The following is a 14,799-nucleotide window of genomic DNA, read 5'->3' as shown; positions in this document are numbered from 1 at the left end:
CACACGAAAAACACGCCCGCTGCTTGCAAAAGCGCGGGCGTTTTTGTTGGCAGGCGCGATTTCAGCCACCATAATGGGGTCGATGGACGCGACCGTGTCGAACAAAAGGGAACACGCCTTGCGTGACGGTGACTGCCTGCGTCGATGACGCACGCATCCATGATCACAAGACCGCAAGGAGCCCGCTATGTCCGATTCCGAACGCGCGCCCATCAGTGCGCAGACGCCTCAGCCGCCGGACCCGCCGGTGACGCCGCCCGATCAACCGCCGCCGACTACGATTCCGCCGGACACGAATCCGGACCCGACGAGCGATCCCCCCGAGCAGCCGATGCAGCCCATCGGCGACCCGCCACCGGGACCGGGCGACGCTCCTCCCGTAGCCTGACCGGCCGACGGCGTCTCTAGGACCGATTCACCGAATTCGTGCAAAGCCTGAATAAGTTTTCAACTTGAAGGTAGGGATTACAACGAATGACGCAAGGATGACCGGCCGCGTATCACGTGGCCGGTTTATTTTTCCGAGGACGCGCTGATCCGCCGCCATTGCACGCGACGGAAGAGTGCGTTGGTCCGACGCCGCCGAGGTCCATTCACGACGGCCTTCTTTCTGGAGGCACCATGAGACACCCCGCACTTCGACGCTCCGCGCGTCACTCTTCCAAACGCGAAGCACGCGCTGAGGCAGCCAAGAACGGCACGCCGCAAAGCGCGTCGCCGCCGGCCGCCGAACACGACCCGGCCGGTCAGAACCGCCCGGCACCTGACGCTCCGCCGGATGGCGAGCACAATCAGGGCGGCGTTCGTCGCGAGGGCATCGACTATCAGCGCGATCTCGGCTCCGAGCAGGACGCTTGATCGCCGCTTGCCAGCGCGTGACTCAACAAAGCATAAAAGTTCTACGCAGCGGCCTTGTGCCGCGCGTTTTTATTCGTCCGTAACATCTAGATACGAATTTATGAATCGGATAACGCACAGATCGGCATAGGATTTGCATCCCCTAAGGCGTCCTTTCGGGCATGCAACGACAACTGAAGAGGTGAGCCTGTAATGAGCAGATTGATCGTGGTATCGAATCGCGTCGCGCCGGTTCAGGAGGGTAAGCCCAGCGCGGGCGGTCTCGCTATCGGCGTGCTGGATGCGCTCAAGGAAACGGGCGGCGTGTGGTTTGGCTGGAGCGGCGAGATCGTCGGCGAATCGGCTGCACCGGTCGTCGAAAAGAACGGCAATGTGACTTACGCGACCGTCGGCCTGACCCGGCGCGACTACGACCAGTATTACCGCGGCTTCTCGAACGCGACGCTCTGGCCGACCTTCCACTATCGCAATGACCTGTCGCGGTTCGATCGCGAGGAATATGCGGGCTATATGCGCGTCAACGCGACACTCGCGGCCAAGCTCAAGACGCTTCTGCAACCCGACGACATCATCTGGGTTCACGACTATCACATGCTGCCGTTCGCGCAGGAACTGCGCAAAATCGGCGTGACGAACCCCATCGGCTTCTTCCTGCATATTCCGTTTCCGGTGCCCGAAGTCATGCGCACCGTGCCGCCGCACGAAGAACTGATGACAGCGATGTGCCAGTACGATGTCGTCGGCTTCCAGACGGACAACGACAAGCAGTCCTTTGTCGATTACATCGAGCGCAGCGGCCGCGGCCATTCGAGCGAAGACGGCATGCTGCAGGCGTTCGGCCGCATGCTGAAAGTCGGCGCGTACCCGATCGGCATCTATCCCGACGCGATCGCGAAGGCCGCCGAGCAGTTCTCCGGCCGCAAGCAGGTCAAGAGCCTGCGCGACAGCATGCGAGGCCGCAAGCTCATCATGAGCGTGGACCGCCTCGATTATTCGAAGGGCCTCGTCGAGCGGTTTCAGGCGTTCGAGCGCCTGCTGCTGACCGCGCCGGGCTGGCATGGGCGCGTGTCGCTCGTGCAGATCGCGCCGCCGACGCGCTCCGACGTGCAGACCTATCAGCGCATCCGCCAGAATCTGGAAGGCGAGGCGGGCCGCATCAACGGACGCTTCGCGCAGCTGGACTGGACGCCGATTCAGTACCTGAATCGCAAGTACGAGCGCAACCTTTTGATGGCGTTGTTCCGTCTTTCGCAGGTCGGCTATGTAACGCCGTTGCGCGACGGCATGAATCTGGTCGCGAAGGAGTACGTCGCATCGCAGGACCCGGCCGATCCGGGCGCGCTGGTGCTGTCGCAATTCGCGGGCGCGGCGGATCAACTGCCGGGGGCGCTCGTCGTCAATCCGTTCGATTTATCGCAGATGTCCGAGGCGCTGGAGCGCGCATTGTCGATGCCGCTCGCCGAACGTCAGGCGCGCCACGCCGACATGATGGCGCCGCTGCGCGAGAACAATCTCTCCGTATGGCGCGACTCGTTCCTGTCCGATTTGCGCAGTGTCGCCACGGCAAGCTCCGTCACGGCGAAGACCGTGAAGACGGTGAAGCAGGGCGCCGCGACGGCGAAGCGCGCCGCCCGCGCATAAGCGGATAGCGCGCCGCCCGCGCATAAGCACAAAGCGAGCCGCCCGCGCGCGCGCGCATGGTTCGATGAAGCCCCGCGGCTCGACAGAGCGCGGGGCTTTTCTTTGGCGCACGAACGCGGAACGGGACTTGCGGTCTCGTTATCGACACAATCGAAGGAGGTCATCATGACGGGAAGCACACTGAATCCGCCGGATGAGGGCGGCGTGGAATGGGGCAAGGGGCACGGCACGGGCGCGCTCGGACCGAGCGATTCATCCGATAGCGGTTCGGACGTGCAGGGCGAAATGCGCCATCCGGGCGATATCGAAGACGAGCTGGACGCCCACGCGCTCGGCCTGTCCGATGCGCAGCTCAACAGCGACACCGATCGCGCCGGCACCGGCGAAGACGCATCCGCCGATGGCGACAACAACCTCGAAGTCGACGGCGACATCCTGCCGAACCAGGTCGAGGATGAGGACGTCGAATCCCTGGCCGATGACGGCGCGGACCCGGCCGCCGACGACGAACCCATCTGAAGCCACTGGCTAAAAGCGAGGCGCGAGCGGACGATTCCGCCCGCGCCTTTTTTACACGCATCGCATGCGGGGACGCTAACATCGGCGGTTGACGCATCACACGCCGCCTCCTTGCCGATGACTCGCGAAGTCCCCAATCCGTCCGCTCCGCTCGCCGAAGGCCGCACGTCGCGGCTCGGCTGGCTCTCGTGGATCGCCGATCCCGTCGCGCAGTGGCTTCAGGACCACTGCCTGATGTTCTCGGCGGCGATCTCTTTCTTCGCCGCGTTCTCACTCGCACCGACGCTCGTCATCGTGATCTCGGTTGCGAGCGTTTTCTTCGGCGCCGATGCCGTGCAGGGCCGCCTGTTCGACGAAATCAGCGGCGTCGTCGGTGCGGATGCCGCTCACGCGCTCGAAGCGATCGTCGCTAACGCATGGCAGGCCGACATGGCGCGGCGCACGGCGGTGCTGTCGATCGCCGGCGTGCTGATCGGCGCATCGGCGACGTTTTCATCGCTGCATAGCGCGCTGAACGTGATCTGGCCGACGCCGGCCGTCAGCACGCGCGACAGCCTCTTCGCGCTGCTGCGCGTGCGGCTCATGTCGTTCGGGCTGGTCGTCGGTGCGGGGCTGCTAGTGGTCGTGTTGCTGGTGCTCGATGCGCTCGTCGAAGTGCTCGGCCATTGGGCGTTCGGCGACGGCAATCCGTTCGTCGTCCTGTCGACGCTGACGCGCCGCGCGATATCGCTCGCGATGCTGATGCTCGCGTTCTCCGTCCTGCTCAAGTTCCTGCCGACGACCCGCATGCGCTGGCGCGATGCCGCGCTCGGAGCCGCAGCCGCCGCGCTGCTGTTCGAGGGCGGCAAGCGCCTGTTCGCGTTTTATCTGCAGCACGCGGGGACGGCGAACATGTTCGGCGCGGCGGGATCGCTCGCGATCATTCTCATGTGGCTCTATTACTCGGCAGCGGTGTTCCTGCTCGGCGCGGAGCTGTCCGCGACGGCGGCGCGCAAGCGCACGCACCGGGAATCGGGCTGGCGCTAGCGGGCAAGACCCGGACGAAAAAAAGGCCGCCTGTTGAAAGGCGGCCCGACAGCTACGCTCCGTTACTCTCGCTCATGCGACTCGCTTGACCGGGTCCTCGCTGAACGCTGGAGCGTGAAACTTCCTAGCGGTGCTTCATGCCTGTCTGCGCAGTTCCGCCGGCGGCACCTTCATCAGATGCCGATACTTCGCCACCGTGCGGCGCGCGACGATCACGCCCTGATCGGCGAGCATCTTTGCAAGACTCACGTCCGACAGCGGATCACGTGAGTTTTCCTTCGAAATCATTTCCTTGAGCAGGGCGCGCACGGCTGCGGCCGAGCACGTGCCGCCGCTCTCCGTCGACAGCTCGCGCGGGAAGAAGTGCTTGAACTCGAAGATGCCGCGCGGCGTCGACATGTACTTGTTGCCCGTGGCGCGCGAGATCGTCGATTCGTGCAGGCCCAGTTCGTCCGCGACATCGCGCAGAACGAGCGGCTTCAGCGCGATTTCGCCGTAGTCGAAGAACGCCTTCTGATGCGAGACGATGCACTCGGCCACGCGCTGGATCGTCGTGAACCGCTGCTGCGCGTTGCGGATCAGCCAGCGCGCTTCCTGCAACTGCTGCGCGAGCGGCGAGCGGCTCGCGCCTGCCGATTGCGCAAACAGCTCGGCGTACATGCGATGGATGCGCGCACGGGGCAGCACCGCCGGATTGATCGTCACGACCCATTGCTTCTTGACCTGACGCACGATGACGTCCGGCACCACGTAGTTGTCCTCGCTTTGACCGTAGTTCTCGCCCGGCTTCGGGTCGAGACGGCGCACCAGCGCGCAGGCGATGCGGAGTTCCTCCGCGCTGCAGCCGATCTTCTTCTGCAATTCGGCTTGCTCGCGGCGCGCGAGACGTTCGAGATGATGTCCGACGATTTCGCGCGCCACGTCGCGGCCCGGCGTGTCCGGCGGCATCGCGTCGAGCTGGAGCGTCAGGCATTCGGAGAGATTGCGCGCGCCGACGCCCGGCTTGTCGAGCGATTGCACGAGCTTCAGCGCGATGGTGAGTTCGTCTTCGCTGATGGCGGGTTCGATATCGACGACGTCCGCCAGTTCGCTCAACTCCTGACGCAGATAGCCGTCGTCGTCGAGCGCTTCGATGATCAGTTGCGCGACCGCGCGATCGCGGGTGTTGAGCTGGTACATGCGCAGCGAATCGTGCAGCGTTTCGTGCAGCGACGGTTCGATGCGAACCCAGTCGGCGGGATCGGAGCCTTCGCCGTCGCCGTTGTTGCGTGAGCCGCTGCGTCCGAACGGGTCGGACGAGTAATCGCTCATGGAATCGTCGCGCGAGCCGGAGTCTGAATTGGCATCGCCGTCCATGTTCGATTCGGCGGCGAGAGGTGCTTCGGTTGCGGTGTCGGTGGAAGTCGAGGACGAGTTGTCGCTCATCGAGTTGCCGTTATCGGCGCCGAGGGCGTTGTCTTCGGTTTGCGATTCGTCGTATTCGAGGAAAGGATTCGTGTCGAGGGCGTTCCGCAGTTCCTGCTGAAACTCCAGCGAGCTGAGTTGCAGAAGGCGGACGGATTGCTGCAGCCGTGGCGTCAGGGCCAGACTTTGCTTGGTGCGGAGTTCGAGTGAAGGCGGCATTGCTTGCTAATCCTCGAAGGTTTTTACGTGATCAATGTGTTCGCGAGCACACTCAGAGCAACGTCCGTGCCAACGATGGCTAAGGCCATGCTTCGTTTACGTTTTTGCATGGACACAAGTTCGCCCCGAAGGCGCAGGCACCCACTTTCACCGACTTTTTTACACGGCCTCAGACAAAAGGAACGCGGGTTGCGGGGGTCGCGCGACGTGCTTTCCCGTGGCTCAGCGCAGCGCGTCCAGCGTTTGTTGCTGTCCCCGTTAAAGCCCGTGTCGCAAGGGCGGCGGGCCACGGAATCGCCCGCGAAGAGGTCTTAAGAAAGCGACCCGGCACGCAAGTTGCATCAGTGCTCATGCGCTCGTGCGGCAACGTGCGAGCGCGCCGAGGCAACAACGATCATCACGAACAAGCGGGGCGCCTCGTGCGCGTGTTGGGCGTATCGGATACGCAAACACGCGGAACAAGTCAGCGTGACAGGGGCGCGCAACACTAAAACTGAAAAGAAGGAGCATTGCCATGAAGACGACTCAATTCCTCAAAGCAGCCGGCGGTATCGCATGTGTGGTGTTCGCGCTGAACGCAGGCGCGCAGACCAACTCGGCGGCGTCCTCGTCGGGCGCAACGGACACGTCCGTCGGCCAGAAGGTCGATGACAGCGCGGTAACGGCAAAGGTCAAGGCCGAACTGCTGAGCGCCAAGAACGTCAAGTCGACGCACATCCACGTGAAGACGCGCGGCGGCGTCGTCTCGCTGACCGGCACCGTGCCGTCGGCCGAAGACAAGACCGCTGCGGCTGAAGTCGCGAAGGAAGTGTCAGGTGTTGCATCCGTGAAGAACCATCTCAAAATCTCTGCCAAGTAACGCGGAAGTGATGGCATAGTTCGTATGCCCGGCTCGCTGAAGGCGGGTCGCGCTCGAAATAGCAGCACCGGAACCCGCGCGGGGTTCGATGATTCGTCGTCGCGGCGAGCCATCGGGCCTTTAGCGCGGGTTCATCGCATCGTGCGTCGGTTTCTTGTCGCCTTTGCTCGCTTCACCTGGCACGTGCATCACCTCGCAGCATGTTGGAAACCCTAAAAACGAAGGACGGCCTCAGGTCGTTACTCACAGGCGGCTCACGACGCGTCGTTCATACGGCGCTCGAAGGCCCCGGCAAAAGGAGCTCTTCATGAAGACGAAAAAGATGGCATTGATTGGCGCGCTGGCTCTTGCATTCTCGACGACCGCGTTTGCACAAGCGGCATCGGATGCGGCGGGCACGGCAGCTCCGGCTTCCGGCGCTCACGCGAAGTCCAAGGGCACGACGCTGCATCAGCAGAACAAGGCGCACAAGCTGAAGGGCGCATCGGCGGCTGCGGCTGCTTCCTCGCTCGGCACCAACGACAAGGGACAGCCGCAGTAATAGCGGTTGCAGCAGCCTGTCGAACGGCCACGCAAGTGGCCGTTTTTATTTGCTCCCGGCGTCGCGCGGGTTCGTGCGGATCGGCCATGAAAAACGCCGCCCGAAGGCGGCGAGGTCATGCTTGTTACGCGATGCGCCGGCCCGAGGCCGGCACGCTACGTCAGCGCATTAGGACTTTGCTGCTGCGTACTGATCGCGCAGATCGCGAATGCGATCGTGGTTCTCGAGGACGCCCTGATACTGGCGTTCGACGATGGCGCGCACATCGGCCGGCAGATCCTTCTCCAGCGCCTGGCGATAGTTCTTCTTCGCCGCATCTTCACCGCGCTCGCATTCGGCGAGCACCGCATGGTCGCTATGGCCGCTGACTGCGGACTTCACATCGACCCAGCCGCGATGCAGCGCGCCGGTAACCGAGCCGCCGGTTTCAGGCTTGCCGCCCAGGCGCTGCACGACACCCTGCAACTCGATCGCGCCTTGCGCGCAGGCTTCCGCGCGGTTCTGAAACAAGAGCTTGAGACTCGGATCGCGCGTATCTTCCGCGGCCTTGAGGAAGCCCTTCTCTCCGTCCTTCGAGGTTTCGATGAGATCATTGAGTACCGATACGACGTTTGTGCTCATAGGGATACCTCCTTTTGTTGACGAATTGGTTTGAGCGCTGCGTCCCTTCAGGGATGCGCCTGCTTTTCCTGTCGCACGTCGCGTGCCCGAATGCCGTCGCTCGTCGGCACGTCGCTTGCTCTTTTTGACGCACCAGACGCTCGTCCCACGCAGGTCGGCGCAACGACAAGGCAACAGGGAGAACCGAATGAAGAGATTGAACGCGCTCGCGAACCGCGAGTTTCTAGTGCTCGTGGCGATTGCTGCATCGGCGATCACGCTGCATGTGCGCGAGCGGGTCATCGACGAACCCGCTACGTCGCATGCGAACTACACGCTCATGTGCGAGCCTTCCGCAGCGCCATCGAAGAAGGCGAAACTTCAATCCGCCGAATGCGCAGTACCCACCGGTGCGCATCCGGAGCCGGTCGCGCGCCCGTGGGTGTGACGACGCCCCGACCGCGAACGGTTCGGGGCGTCTTCTTTCGACTAGAGGGAAGGGCTCGCCTCACGCACGCGGCTGGGCGAATTCCTTGACGGGCTGGGGCGGCTTGAGCGGATCGAAGTCGCTCCAGCGGCCTTGCTTCCAGCGGCCGGACGCGCGTTCGATATCCAGCCCGCCCGACTCACGCAATATCGACGCCGCGCGATCGTGCGTCTCCGGCGATACATGCACGGCGACCAGCACGCCCGACGTGCGCGTCGGTTCCTCGGCCTGCGCCGCGGTATTCGGCTTCTGCTTCGTATGCGACATCGCGCCGGCCAGCGAGCCGATATACGCGCCGACGCCCGCCGCCACCACCGACACGAACAGCGGCGCCTTGAAGACGGCGAAGATCGCCGCGCCGATGATCGCGCCGATGACGGCACCGATCGTCACGCCCTTGCCGGCGCCCTTCGGTGCGGCGCCCGCGCCTTTATCGGTATGGACGTCGCCGCCGATGGGAAACCGCGCGTGCTGTCCGCTCGGGTTGACGAAGAAGAGCGTCACGTCTTCTTCCACGAATCCGTTGGCGAAGAGCCGTTGAGCGGCCGTTTCCGCGGCGGGAAAGGTCTCGAATCGGCCGGCAATGATCAGGGACATGTTCCCTCCTGTAGAAATGTAGTTGGCGTGGAATCGGCCACGGCGCGGACCGTCGCGCGGGCGCTTCGGTGATCGAACGGGGCGGACGGCATCATTCCGGTTCCAGTCCCGCGACGCGGAACAGTCCGCTGCGCAGCACCACAGGCTGGCCGCCGTTGTCGTCGAGCGCTTCGGCGCAGACCGCACGGATGCGCGCCGAGCCGCTCTCGAACGCGGGCATCAAATCTTCTTCGCGTGCCGATGCCGCGCCGAAGTGATCCTCGAGCGCCTCGGCGCTGATCGAACAGACGACTGCTTCACCGTCGACGAGCGCGGTGAAATGAATCGCGAGGTCGTCGCCGTCGAACACGGGGCGTTCTTCCGAAAACGTGATGTGCATGGTCGAGTCCTCATAAGCCGGTCGTGGACCGGCGGGCGCGCGAACGGGCAGGCCGTCCGCGCGATCGGTGTTGAGCCGGGCGGTCATGGCGCGGACTTGGCTTTCGCGAGTTGCTGCGCCATCGCGTAGTGATGGCGGATGATCGGCAGCGCCTTCGCGGCGGCGGCCTTCAGCGCGGCATCGTTGCCGTTTTCGCTCTCCTTCGTGAACAGCTCGACAGCCTTCTGATGCCCGGCCAGCGCGACCTTTTCAATATAGGCCTTGTCGAAGTCGGCACCCTCGAGATTTTGCAGGCTGCCGACGACCGACGAATCGGATGCCGGCGGCGTCGTGATGCCGTGGCGTTTCGCGATCACGTCGAGATTGCGCGCGAGCTTCGTATGATCCGCGATCATTCGCTGTGCGAAGTCCTTGACCTGCTTGTCGCCCGAACGCGTGAGCGCGAGCTTGCTGGCGGCGATTTCGGTCGCGCTCGCGGCGCCGGCGTCCTGCATGAACTGCTGGTCGACGGTCGAGAGTTTCTGCGTCTGCATCTTGCCCGCGCTCGCGCCGTCCTGCGTCTGCGCAGGCGCAACCGCGGGAAGCGTGGCAAACGCTGCAAGTGCGAGGGCGATGAAGCACGATGAAACGCGTGGCATCGGCGGGGCTCCGGTGGTCGTGTTTATCCGCTCGGCGCGATCAGGCGGCGCGCGTCTTGCCGAGCGCCTCGATCAGCGCGTTGTTGAACGCGGGCAGATCGTCGGGCTTGCGGCTCGTGATGAGATTGCCGTCGATCTGCACTTCCTGATCGACCCATGTGCCGCCCGCGTTGCGCACGTCGTCTTGCAGGCTCGGCCAGCTCGTGATGGTGCGGCCCGCGATGATGCCCGCCGAGATCGGCAGCCAGCCGCCATGGCAGATCACCGCGATGGGCTTCTTCGCCTGATCGGCTTCCTTCACGAAGGCTTGCGCTTTTGCGTCGAGGCGAATCGCATCGCCATTGACGACGCCGCCCGGCAGCACGACCGCATCGTATTCGGCGGCGGTGGCTTCGTCGAAAGTACGATCGACGGCGACGGTATCGCCTTTATCGACATGCTTGAAGCCCTGAATCTGGCCGGGCTTCTGCGAAATCACGTCGACTTGCGCGCCGGCTTCCTTCAGCGCACGCTGCGGCTCGACGAGTTCCGCCTGCTCGAATCCGTCGACGGCGAGCATTGCGACCTTGCGGCCGTTGAGGGAAATTGCCATGAACACACCTCCATTTCATTGCTTGTTCGGACCTCCGCGCGGCGAGAAGATCGCCTGCGGATCAATGTTCGAACGGCAGCAAGGTGTGTGCCCAATGGCGGAAAGCGTCTAGCCGTAACGCGTGCATACGGATCAGGCCGTCTCCACGCGCCGCTTGCCCGCGAGTCTCAACATGCTGACGACGGCTGCCGCCGCCGCGAACACGGCCGCTAGAGACAGCGCGATGACGGCCCCGCGCTGCGGCTCCACGCCGAAGATCAGCGCGACAAAGGCCGCGCCCAGCGTCTGCCCGGTGAGGCGCGCGGTGCCCAGCATTCCGCTCGCGCCGCCGCTGCGATGACGCGGTGCCGACGACAGCATCTGCCGGTTGTTCGGCGACTGGAACAGCCCGAAGCCGAGTCCGCATACCGCCATGCGCCAGCCCACGTCGAGCGGCGTCGGATGTGCGCCCACGGTTGCGAGCAGAACGAGGCCGACAGTCAGGATCGCGAGCCCGATGCCGCCGAGCAAGCCTGCGGAATAGCGGTCCGCGAGCATCCCCGCGACCGGCGCGACGAAGACGATCACGAGCGGCCACGGCGTCATCAGAAATCCGGTCTCGACCTGACTCATGCCGAAGCCGTTCTGCAGCAGAAAGGGCAGCGAAACGAACGCCAGCATCTGTGCACAAAACGAACAGACCGATGTGCCGACCGACAGCGCGAACACCGGAATGCGCAGCAGATCGACCGGCAGCAGCGGGGCGCTTTGGGTGAGTTGCCGCCGCACGAAAAAGTAGCCGAGGATCGCCGTCGCGACGAATTCAGCGATCACATACGGGCGATGCTCGCCGTGCCCGAGGCCGTCGATGGCCACGATCGCGATGCCGAAGAACAGCGCGTTCATCACCGCGCTCACGAAGTCGTAAGGCTGCCGATGCCCCTCGATGCGCGGCAGCGCCTTTGCGCCGATGATCAGCGCGGCAATACCGATCGGCACGTTGATCGCGAAGAGCCACGGCCACGGCGCGATGGCCAGCACGCCCGAGGCGACCGTCGGTCCGATCACCGACGAGATCGCGACCACCGACGCGTTGATGCTTACCCCGCGTCCGAGCAGCTTCTGCGGATAGATGATGCGGACGATCGCCGTGTTCACGCTCATGATGCCCGCCGCGCCGAAGCCCTGAACCACGCGCGCGACCGTCAGCGCGACGAGCGACCCCGACAGCGCGCACGCCAGCGACGACACCGTGAACAGCGCGAGCCCCGCCATGTACACGCGGCTATATCCGATGCGATCGCCGAGCGAGGCGAGCGGCAGCAGCGAGATGGTGATCGCGAGCTGGTATGCGTTGACGACCCAGATGGAGTCGGCGGGGGAGGCCGACAGATTGCGCGCGATGGTCGGCAGCGCGACGTTGGCGATGGCGCCGTCGAGCACGGCGAGGGTGATGCCGAGCGCGACGACGGCAATCGCCCAATAACGTTGGGGGACGGGAAGGCCTTGATCGGAGTCCATCGGAGGGCGGTGAGTGGCGGGCGGCGCATTGTATGTCGCGCCGTTTTCAAATCGCTTGTGGCTGCGATCGACGTGGCCACGGAGGTCACCGTGGCCACGCCTTGCTTCACTTCAGTTCGTAAAGACCGGTGTAGGTCGCCGAATCGATCTCGTTGAGATGCGTCATGAAGCGCGCTACGGCGTTGGTCGTGCTCGGATCGAGCGGAAGGTTCTCCGCTTCGAGCGCGTGAATGCGGAAGATGTAGCGATGCGGCTTGTCGCCGCGCGGAGGCGCCGCGCCGCCGAAGCCGACCGTGCCGTAGTCGTTGCGCAGCTGGAGCGCGCCGGCCGGCAGCAGGCTGCCGTCGGCTTTGCCCGCGTTGCGCGGCAGCGAGCGGATATCGGCAGGAATGTTCACGACGATCCAGTGCCAGAAGCCGCTGCCGGTGGGCGCGTCGGGATCGTAGACGGTGAGCGCGAAGCTCTTCGTTTCGGCGGGCGGATCGGCCCACTGCAACGCCGGCGAAATGTTTTCGCCCGACGCGCCGAAGGCTTGCTGATCGAATTCCTGCGCGCGGGTCAAAAAGCCGTTCGCTGGAAATTCATCGGACCAGATGCGGAAATCAGCCATGAGAGTCATGCCTCCTTGTGAGCCTTACGAGCAATGAGGACGCGATCCGATGCCGTGCAGCGAACGTGCCCGACGGTTCGTGCGCAAGGGACCGCGATAGTCAATCGAGTGTAGCATCCGCCCCTCAATTCGAGCACGCACGCGCGGCGCGCTGCTGGTCAGCGCGTCACTTCGTCGATGCCGCGATCGAGCGCGGGACACGCCTCGTCGATTTCCTTTTTGTACTCGGCCGGATTGCTCGTCTTCAGCTTGTCGAAGCGATCGACCGTCGCCTGCGCTTGCCGGTATCCGAGCGCCCACTCGGCGTCGAAGTCGGGCGCATCGCGGAAATTGGCGCGCGCGGCGTCCTTGAAGTGCGCGATTTTCGCTGCATCGATATGACAGACATCGGCCGCGCCTCGCGCGATGTTCGCGCTCGTCATCACGCCTTCGGCGGCGAGCAGTTGCGGCGACGATGGATGGCCGGGCGGCAATTGCGTCTGAGCGGCGGCAGGCAGCGCGGAGGCGGCGAGCGCCGACAGAACGAACGACAGGGCGACGACTTTCAAGTGCGGCATGCGATGACCGGGGACGTTGGATGATCGAAAAAGTATAGTTGAAGCCCCTGAAAACCCTTGTCCCCATTGGCTCGGAAGCTCAAGACCCCCATGCTAGAATCCTTCCCCACCGCCGTTCTCAGACACCACAATGAAAAAAGGAAGCAAGGCCGCGACGCCCGTCAGTGCTGCGCCCTCGCCCACCGGGTCGGAAGGGCGGCGCAAGTACGATCCTGAGGAAACCAAACGCAATATCCTCGACATCGCCACGCAGGAATTCTCGGCGATGGGCCTGACGGGCGCGCGCGTCGATGCCATCGCGGAGCGCACGAACACGACCAAGCGCATGCTGTACTACTACTTCGGCAGCAAGGAAGGGCTGTACGAAGCGGTGCTCGAGCAGGTCTACGGCGACATCCGCGCGCTCGAACAGGAGCTTCATCTCGCGGAGATGGACCCCGAGGAAGCGTTGCGTGAATTCGTCGGCTTCACGTTCGATTATCACGACAAGCATCGCGACTTCGTGCGTCTCGTGACGATCGAGAACGTGCATTCAGCGAAGTACATCGAGCAGTCGAAGACCTTCAAGACGCGCAATTCGACGGTGGTCAAGACCATCGAGGATCTGATCGCGCGGGGCGTCGAAGCGGGGCGCTTTCGCAATGACGTCGACCCCATCGATCTGCATCTGATGATCAGCTCGTTCTGCTTTCATCGCGTGGCCAATCGCCATACGTGGAGCGCGGCGTTCGGGCGCGATCCGTCCGGTCCGCGATCGCGGGCGCGGCATCGCGAGATGATCATCGACGCCGTGCTGTGCTTCATGCGGCGCGACGGCTAAAAGAAAACGGCGGCTCTCTTGCGAGGCCGCCGTTTTTCATAGCGTCGATGGCCGAAGCGAATCAGGCTTCCAGGAGGCGCTGAAAATGCTTGAACATGCGCTCCGCATCCGGTTCGCGGCCCGTGAAGATGCGCAGCGCATCGACGGCCTGACACACGGCCATGCCGCCGCCGCTGACCGTTTTGCAGCCGAGCGCCTTGGCCGCTTTCAGCAGTTCCGTTTCCAGCGGGAAATAGACAATCTCTGCGACCCACAAATCCTTGTGCAGATACTCGGCCGGCAACGGCAGGCCGGGCAGCTTCGCCATGCCGGTGGGCGTCGCGTGGATGAGGCCGTTCGCCGCGCGCAGCGTCTCGCGCAGATCGCCGCCGCTCGTCACTTCGCGATCCGGAAAGCGCGCCGCAAGCTCTTGCGCGAGCGACGATGCACGCGCCTCGTCGGAGTCGAACAGCGTGAGCGCGCGCGCGCCCATCGTCAGCGCGGCATGCGCGACCGCCGCGCCCGCGCCGCCCGCGCCGAGCTGCACGACGCGATCGAGCGGCGCATCCGGCAGACCGCGTTGAAACGCGCGCGCAAAGCCCGACCAGTCCGTGTTGTAGCCGATGCGCTTGCCGTCCTTCAGCACGACCGTGTTGACCGCGCCGAGCGCACGCGCGTCGGGGTCGAGATCGTCGAGCAACGGGATCACACTTTGCTTGCACGGATACGTGATGTTGAGGCCGTCGTAACCCATGCGTTCGGCCGCCGCCAGCAGATCGGGCAGCGCCGAAGGCTCGAGGTTCAGCGCCTGAAGATCGATGCGCCGGTACACGTAGTTCAGCCCGAGGACGCGGCCTTCCTCTTCGTGCATGGCGGGCGTGAGCGAGCCGCCGATGCCCGAGCCGATCAGTCCGATGAGGTATGAAGTTTTGCTGGTCATGCGAGCTGCTCCCGCGAAAGAAGCCAGGCGACA

Annotated in this window: 19 protein-coding genes; 9 read left to right on the top strand and 10 right to left on the bottom strand. The window is 64.2% G+C overall.

All coding sequences use genetic code 11. The features are described 5' to 3' along the window. Nucleotides 1–187: 187 nt before the first annotated feature. The 5 genes from LDZ21_RS09795 to LDZ21_RS09775 all read left to right on the top strand — a co-directional run bounded on the left by LDZ21_RS09795 (nucleotide 188) and on the right by LDZ21_RS09775 (nucleotide 4,044). The gene (locus LDZ21_RS09795; RefSeq protein WP_244793094.1) at nucleotides 188–388 is read left to right on the top strand and encodes a hypothetical protein; all 201 of its coding nucleotides are present in this window, start codon (nucleotides 188–190) and stop codon (nucleotides 386–388) included. 233 nt (nucleotides 389–621) lie between these two features. Further along, nucleotides 622–858 carry a hypothetical protein gene (locus tag LDZ21_RS09790; RefSeq protein ID WP_244793092.1) on the top strand — a complete coding sequence of 79 codons (237 nt, stop codon included), beginning with the start codon at nucleotides 622–624 and terminating at the stop codon, nucleotides 856–858. A 192-nt stretch (nucleotides 859–1,050) separates the two neighbouring features. Then, entirely contained in the window at nucleotides 1,051–2,499 is a 1,449-nt protein-coding gene (gene otsA / locus LDZ21_RS09785) for an alpha,alpha-trehalose-phosphate synthase (UDP-forming) (RefSeq protein ID WP_035960714.1), read from the top strand. Between the two features lie 162 nt (nucleotides 2,500–2,661). Then, nucleotides 2,662–3,018 (top strand): chemotaxis protein, encoded by a 357-nt coding sequence (locus tag LDZ21_RS09780; RefSeq protein WP_404980561.1) that lies wholly within the window; start codon nucleotides 2,662–2,664, stop codon nucleotides 3,016–3,018. Between the two features lie 117 nt (nucleotides 3,019–3,135). Next, nucleotides 3,136–4,044 (top strand): YihY/virulence factor BrkB family protein, encoded by a 909-nt coding sequence (locus LDZ21_RS09775; protein ID WP_035960716.1) that lies wholly within the window; start codon nucleotides 3,136–3,138, stop codon nucleotides 4,042–4,044. Nucleotides 4,045–4,179: 135 nt separating this feature from the next. Here LDZ21_RS09775 and LDZ21_RS09770 read toward each other — a convergent pair whose 3' ends face one another. Beyond that, nucleotides 4,180–5,667, bottom strand: coding sequence for an RNA polymerase factor sigma-54 (locus LDZ21_RS09770; protein ID WP_244793088.1), 1,488 nt, complete (start codon nucleotides 5,665–5,667; stop codon nucleotides 4,180–4,182). 514 nt (nucleotides 5,668–6,181) lie between these two features. On the opposite strand from LDZ21_RS09770, the gene LDZ21_RS09765 reads away from it, so the two are divergent. After that, nucleotides 6,182–6,526, top strand: coding sequence for a BON domain-containing protein (locus tag LDZ21_RS09765; protein ID WP_035960719.1), 345 nt, complete (start codon nucleotides 6,182–6,184; stop codon nucleotides 6,524–6,526). A gap of 307 nt (nucleotides 6,527–6,833) precedes the next feature. After that, entirely contained in the window at nucleotides 6,834–7,067 is a 234-nt protein-coding gene (locus LDZ21_RS09760; RefSeq protein ID WP_035960720.1) for a hypothetical protein, read from the top strand. Between the two features lie 168 nt (nucleotides 7,068–7,235). Here the strand turns inward: LDZ21_RS09760 and LDZ21_RS09755 are convergent, their stop codons facing one another. Continuing rightward, nucleotides 7,236–7,688: a PA2169 family four-helix-bundle protein gene (locus LDZ21_RS09755; RefSeq protein WP_244793086.1), complete on the bottom strand. Its 453-nt coding sequence runs from the start codon at nucleotides 7,686–7,688 to the stop codon at nucleotides 7,236–7,238. Nucleotides 7,689–7,875: 187 nt separating this feature from the next. On the opposite strand from LDZ21_RS09755, the gene LDZ21_RS09750 reads away from it, so the two are divergent. Next, on the top strand, nucleotides 7,876–8,115 hold the full coding sequence (locus LDZ21_RS09750) for a hypothetical protein (protein ID WP_244793084.1): 240 nt from the start codon (nucleotides 7,876–7,878) through the stop codon (nucleotides 8,113–8,115). Between the two features lie 60 nt (nucleotides 8,116–8,175). Here LDZ21_RS09750 and LDZ21_RS09745 read toward each other — a convergent pair whose 3' ends face one another. The 7 genes from LDZ21_RS09745 to LDZ21_RS09715 all read right to left on the bottom strand — a co-directional run bounded on the left by LDZ21_RS09745 (nucleotide 8,176) and on the right by LDZ21_RS09715 (nucleotide 13,027). After that, entirely contained in the window at nucleotides 8,176–8,751 is a 576-nt protein-coding gene (locus LDZ21_RS09745) for a membrane protein (RefSeq protein WP_035960724.1), read from the bottom strand. Between the two features lie 91 nt (nucleotides 8,752–8,842). Further along, nucleotides 8,843–9,217, bottom strand: coding sequence for a DUF1488 family protein (locus LDZ21_RS09740; RefSeq protein WP_309773525.1), 375 nt, complete (start codon nucleotides 9,215–9,217; stop codon nucleotides 8,843–8,845). Further along, nucleotides 9,214–9,768: a DUF4142 domain-containing protein gene (locus tag LDZ21_RS09735; protein WP_244793082.1), complete on the bottom strand. Its 555-nt coding sequence runs from the start codon at nucleotides 9,766–9,768 to the stop codon at nucleotides 9,214–9,216. The genes LDZ21_RS09740 and LDZ21_RS09735 overlap by 4 nt, the downstream gene beginning before the upstream one ends. A 40-nt stretch (nucleotides 9,769–9,808) precedes the next feature. Next, a complete protein-coding gene (locus LDZ21_RS09730; protein ID WP_244793080.1) occupies nucleotides 9,809–10,360 on the bottom strand; it encodes a type 1 glutamine amidotransferase domain-containing protein in 552 nt (183 codons plus the stop codon). Nucleotides 10,361–10,492: 132 nt separating this feature from the next. Further along, on the bottom strand, nucleotides 10,493–11,860 hold the full coding sequence (locus LDZ21_RS09725; RefSeq protein WP_244793078.1) for an MFS transporter: 1,368 nt from the start codon (nucleotides 11,858–11,860) through the stop codon (nucleotides 10,493–10,495). Between the two features lie 106 nt (nucleotides 11,861–11,966). Beyond that, nucleotides 11,967–12,470, bottom strand: a complete 504-nt coding sequence (locus tag LDZ21_RS09720; RefSeq protein ID WP_035960728.1) for a YbhB/YbcL family Raf kinase inhibitor-like protein — start codon at nucleotides 12,468–12,470, stop codon at nucleotides 11,967–11,969. 158 nt (nucleotides 12,471–12,628) lie between these two features. Next, nucleotides 12,629–13,027: a hypothetical protein gene (locus tag LDZ21_RS09715; protein ID WP_229753817.1), complete on the bottom strand. Its 399-nt coding sequence runs from the start codon at nucleotides 13,025–13,027 to the stop codon at nucleotides 12,629–12,631. A gap of 130 nt (nucleotides 13,028–13,157) precedes the next feature. Between LDZ21_RS09715 and LDZ21_RS09710 the strand changes: the two genes are divergently transcribed. Beyond that, nucleotides 13,158–13,847 (top strand): TetR/AcrR family transcriptional regulator, encoded by a 690-nt coding sequence (locus LDZ21_RS09710; RefSeq protein WP_244793076.1) that lies wholly within the window; start codon nucleotides 13,158–13,160, stop codon nucleotides 13,845–13,847. 61 nt (nucleotides 13,848–13,908) lie between these two features. Here the strand turns inward: LDZ21_RS09710 and LDZ21_RS09705 are convergent, their stop codons facing one another. Further along, a complete protein-coding gene (locus tag LDZ21_RS09705; RefSeq protein ID WP_035960731.1) occupies nucleotides 13,909–14,766 on the bottom strand; it encodes a shikimate dehydrogenase in 858 nt (285 codons plus the stop codon). Between the last annotated feature and the right edge of the window lie 33 nt (nucleotides 14,767–14,799).

The organism is Caballeronia grimmiae, from assembly GCF_022879615.1.
Classification (GTDB): domain Bacteria; phylum Pseudomonadota; class Gammaproteobacteria; order Burkholderiales; family Burkholderiaceae; genus Caballeronia; species Caballeronia grimmiae.
The sequence above is the reverse complement of the archived record's forward strand: the minus strand, read 5'-3'. Positions and strand labels throughout refer to the sequence as shown.

What these genes read in the sequence shown, in the direction of transcription:
- LDZ21_RS09795 (WP_244793094.1), top strand. Translation starts at nt 188, where the DNA reads ATGTCCGATTCCGAACGCGCGCCCATCAGTGCGCAGACGCCTCAGCCG.
- LDZ21_RS09790 (WP_244793092.1), top strand. Translation starts at nt 622, where the DNA reads ATGAGACACCCCGCACTTCGACGCTCCGCGCGTCACTCTTCCAAACGC.
- otsA (WP_035960714.1), top strand. Translation starts at nt 1,051, where the DNA reads ATGAGCAGATTGATCGTGGTATCGAATCGCGTCGCGCCGGTTCAGGAG.
- LDZ21_RS09775 (WP_035960716.1), top strand. Translation starts at nt 3,136, where the DNA reads ATGACTCGCGAAGTCCCCAATCCGTCCGCTCCGCTCGCCGAAGGCCGC.
- LDZ21_RS09770 (WP_244793088.1), bottom strand. Translation starts at nt 5,667, where the DNA reads ATGCCGCCTTCACTCGAACTCCGCACCAAGCAAAGTCTGGCCCTGACG.
- LDZ21_RS09765 (WP_035960719.1), top strand. Translation starts at nt 6,182, where the DNA reads ATGAAGACGACTCAATTCCTCAAAGCAGCCGGCGGTATCGCATGTGTG.
- LDZ21_RS09760 (WP_035960720.1), top strand. Translation starts at nt 6,834, where the DNA reads ATGAAGACGAAAAAGATGGCATTGATTGGCGCGCTGGCTCTTGCATTC.
- LDZ21_RS09755 (WP_244793086.1), bottom strand. Translation starts at nt 7,688, where the DNA reads ATGAGCACAAACGTCGTATCGGTACTCAATGATCTCATCGAAACCTCG.
- LDZ21_RS09750 (WP_244793084.1), top strand. Translation starts at nt 7,876, where the DNA reads ATGAAGAGATTGAACGCGCTCGCGAACCGCGAGTTTCTAGTGCTCGTG.
- LDZ21_RS09745 (WP_035960724.1), bottom strand. Translation starts at nt 8,751, where the DNA reads ATGTCCCTGATCATTGCCGGCCGATTCGAGACCTTTCCCGCCGCGGAA.
- LDZ21_RS09740 (WP_309773525.1), bottom strand. Translation starts at nt 9,217, where the DNA reads ATGACCGCCCGGCTCAACACCGATCGCGCGGACGGCCTGCCCGTTCGC.
- LDZ21_RS09735 (WP_244793082.1), bottom strand. Translation starts at nt 9,768, where the DNA reads ATGCCACGCGTTTCATCGTGCTTCATCGCCCTCGCACTTGCAGCGTTT.
- LDZ21_RS09730 (WP_244793080.1), bottom strand. Translation starts at nt 10,360, where the DNA reads ATGGCAATTTCCCTCAACGGCCGCAAGGTCGCAATGCTCGCCGTCGAC.
- LDZ21_RS09725 (WP_244793078.1), bottom strand. Translation starts at nt 11,860, where the DNA reads ATGGACTCCGATCAAGGCCTTCCCGTCCCCCAACGTTATTGGGCGATT.
- LDZ21_RS09720 (WP_035960728.1), bottom strand. Translation starts at nt 12,470, where the DNA reads ATGGCTGATTTCCGCATCTGGTCCGATGAATTTCCAGCGAACGGCTTT.
- LDZ21_RS09715 (WP_229753817.1), bottom strand. Translation starts at nt 13,027, where the DNA reads ATGCCGCACTTGAAAGTCGTCGCCCTGTCGTTCGTTCTGTCGGCGCTC.
- LDZ21_RS09710 (WP_244793076.1), top strand. Translation starts at nt 13,158, where the DNA reads ATGAAAAAAGGAAGCAAGGCCGCGACGCCCGTCAGTGCTGCGCCCTCG.
- LDZ21_RS09705 (WP_035960731.1), bottom strand. Translation starts at nt 14,766, where the DNA reads ATGACCAGCAAAACTTCATACCTCATCGGACTGATCGGCTCGGGCATC.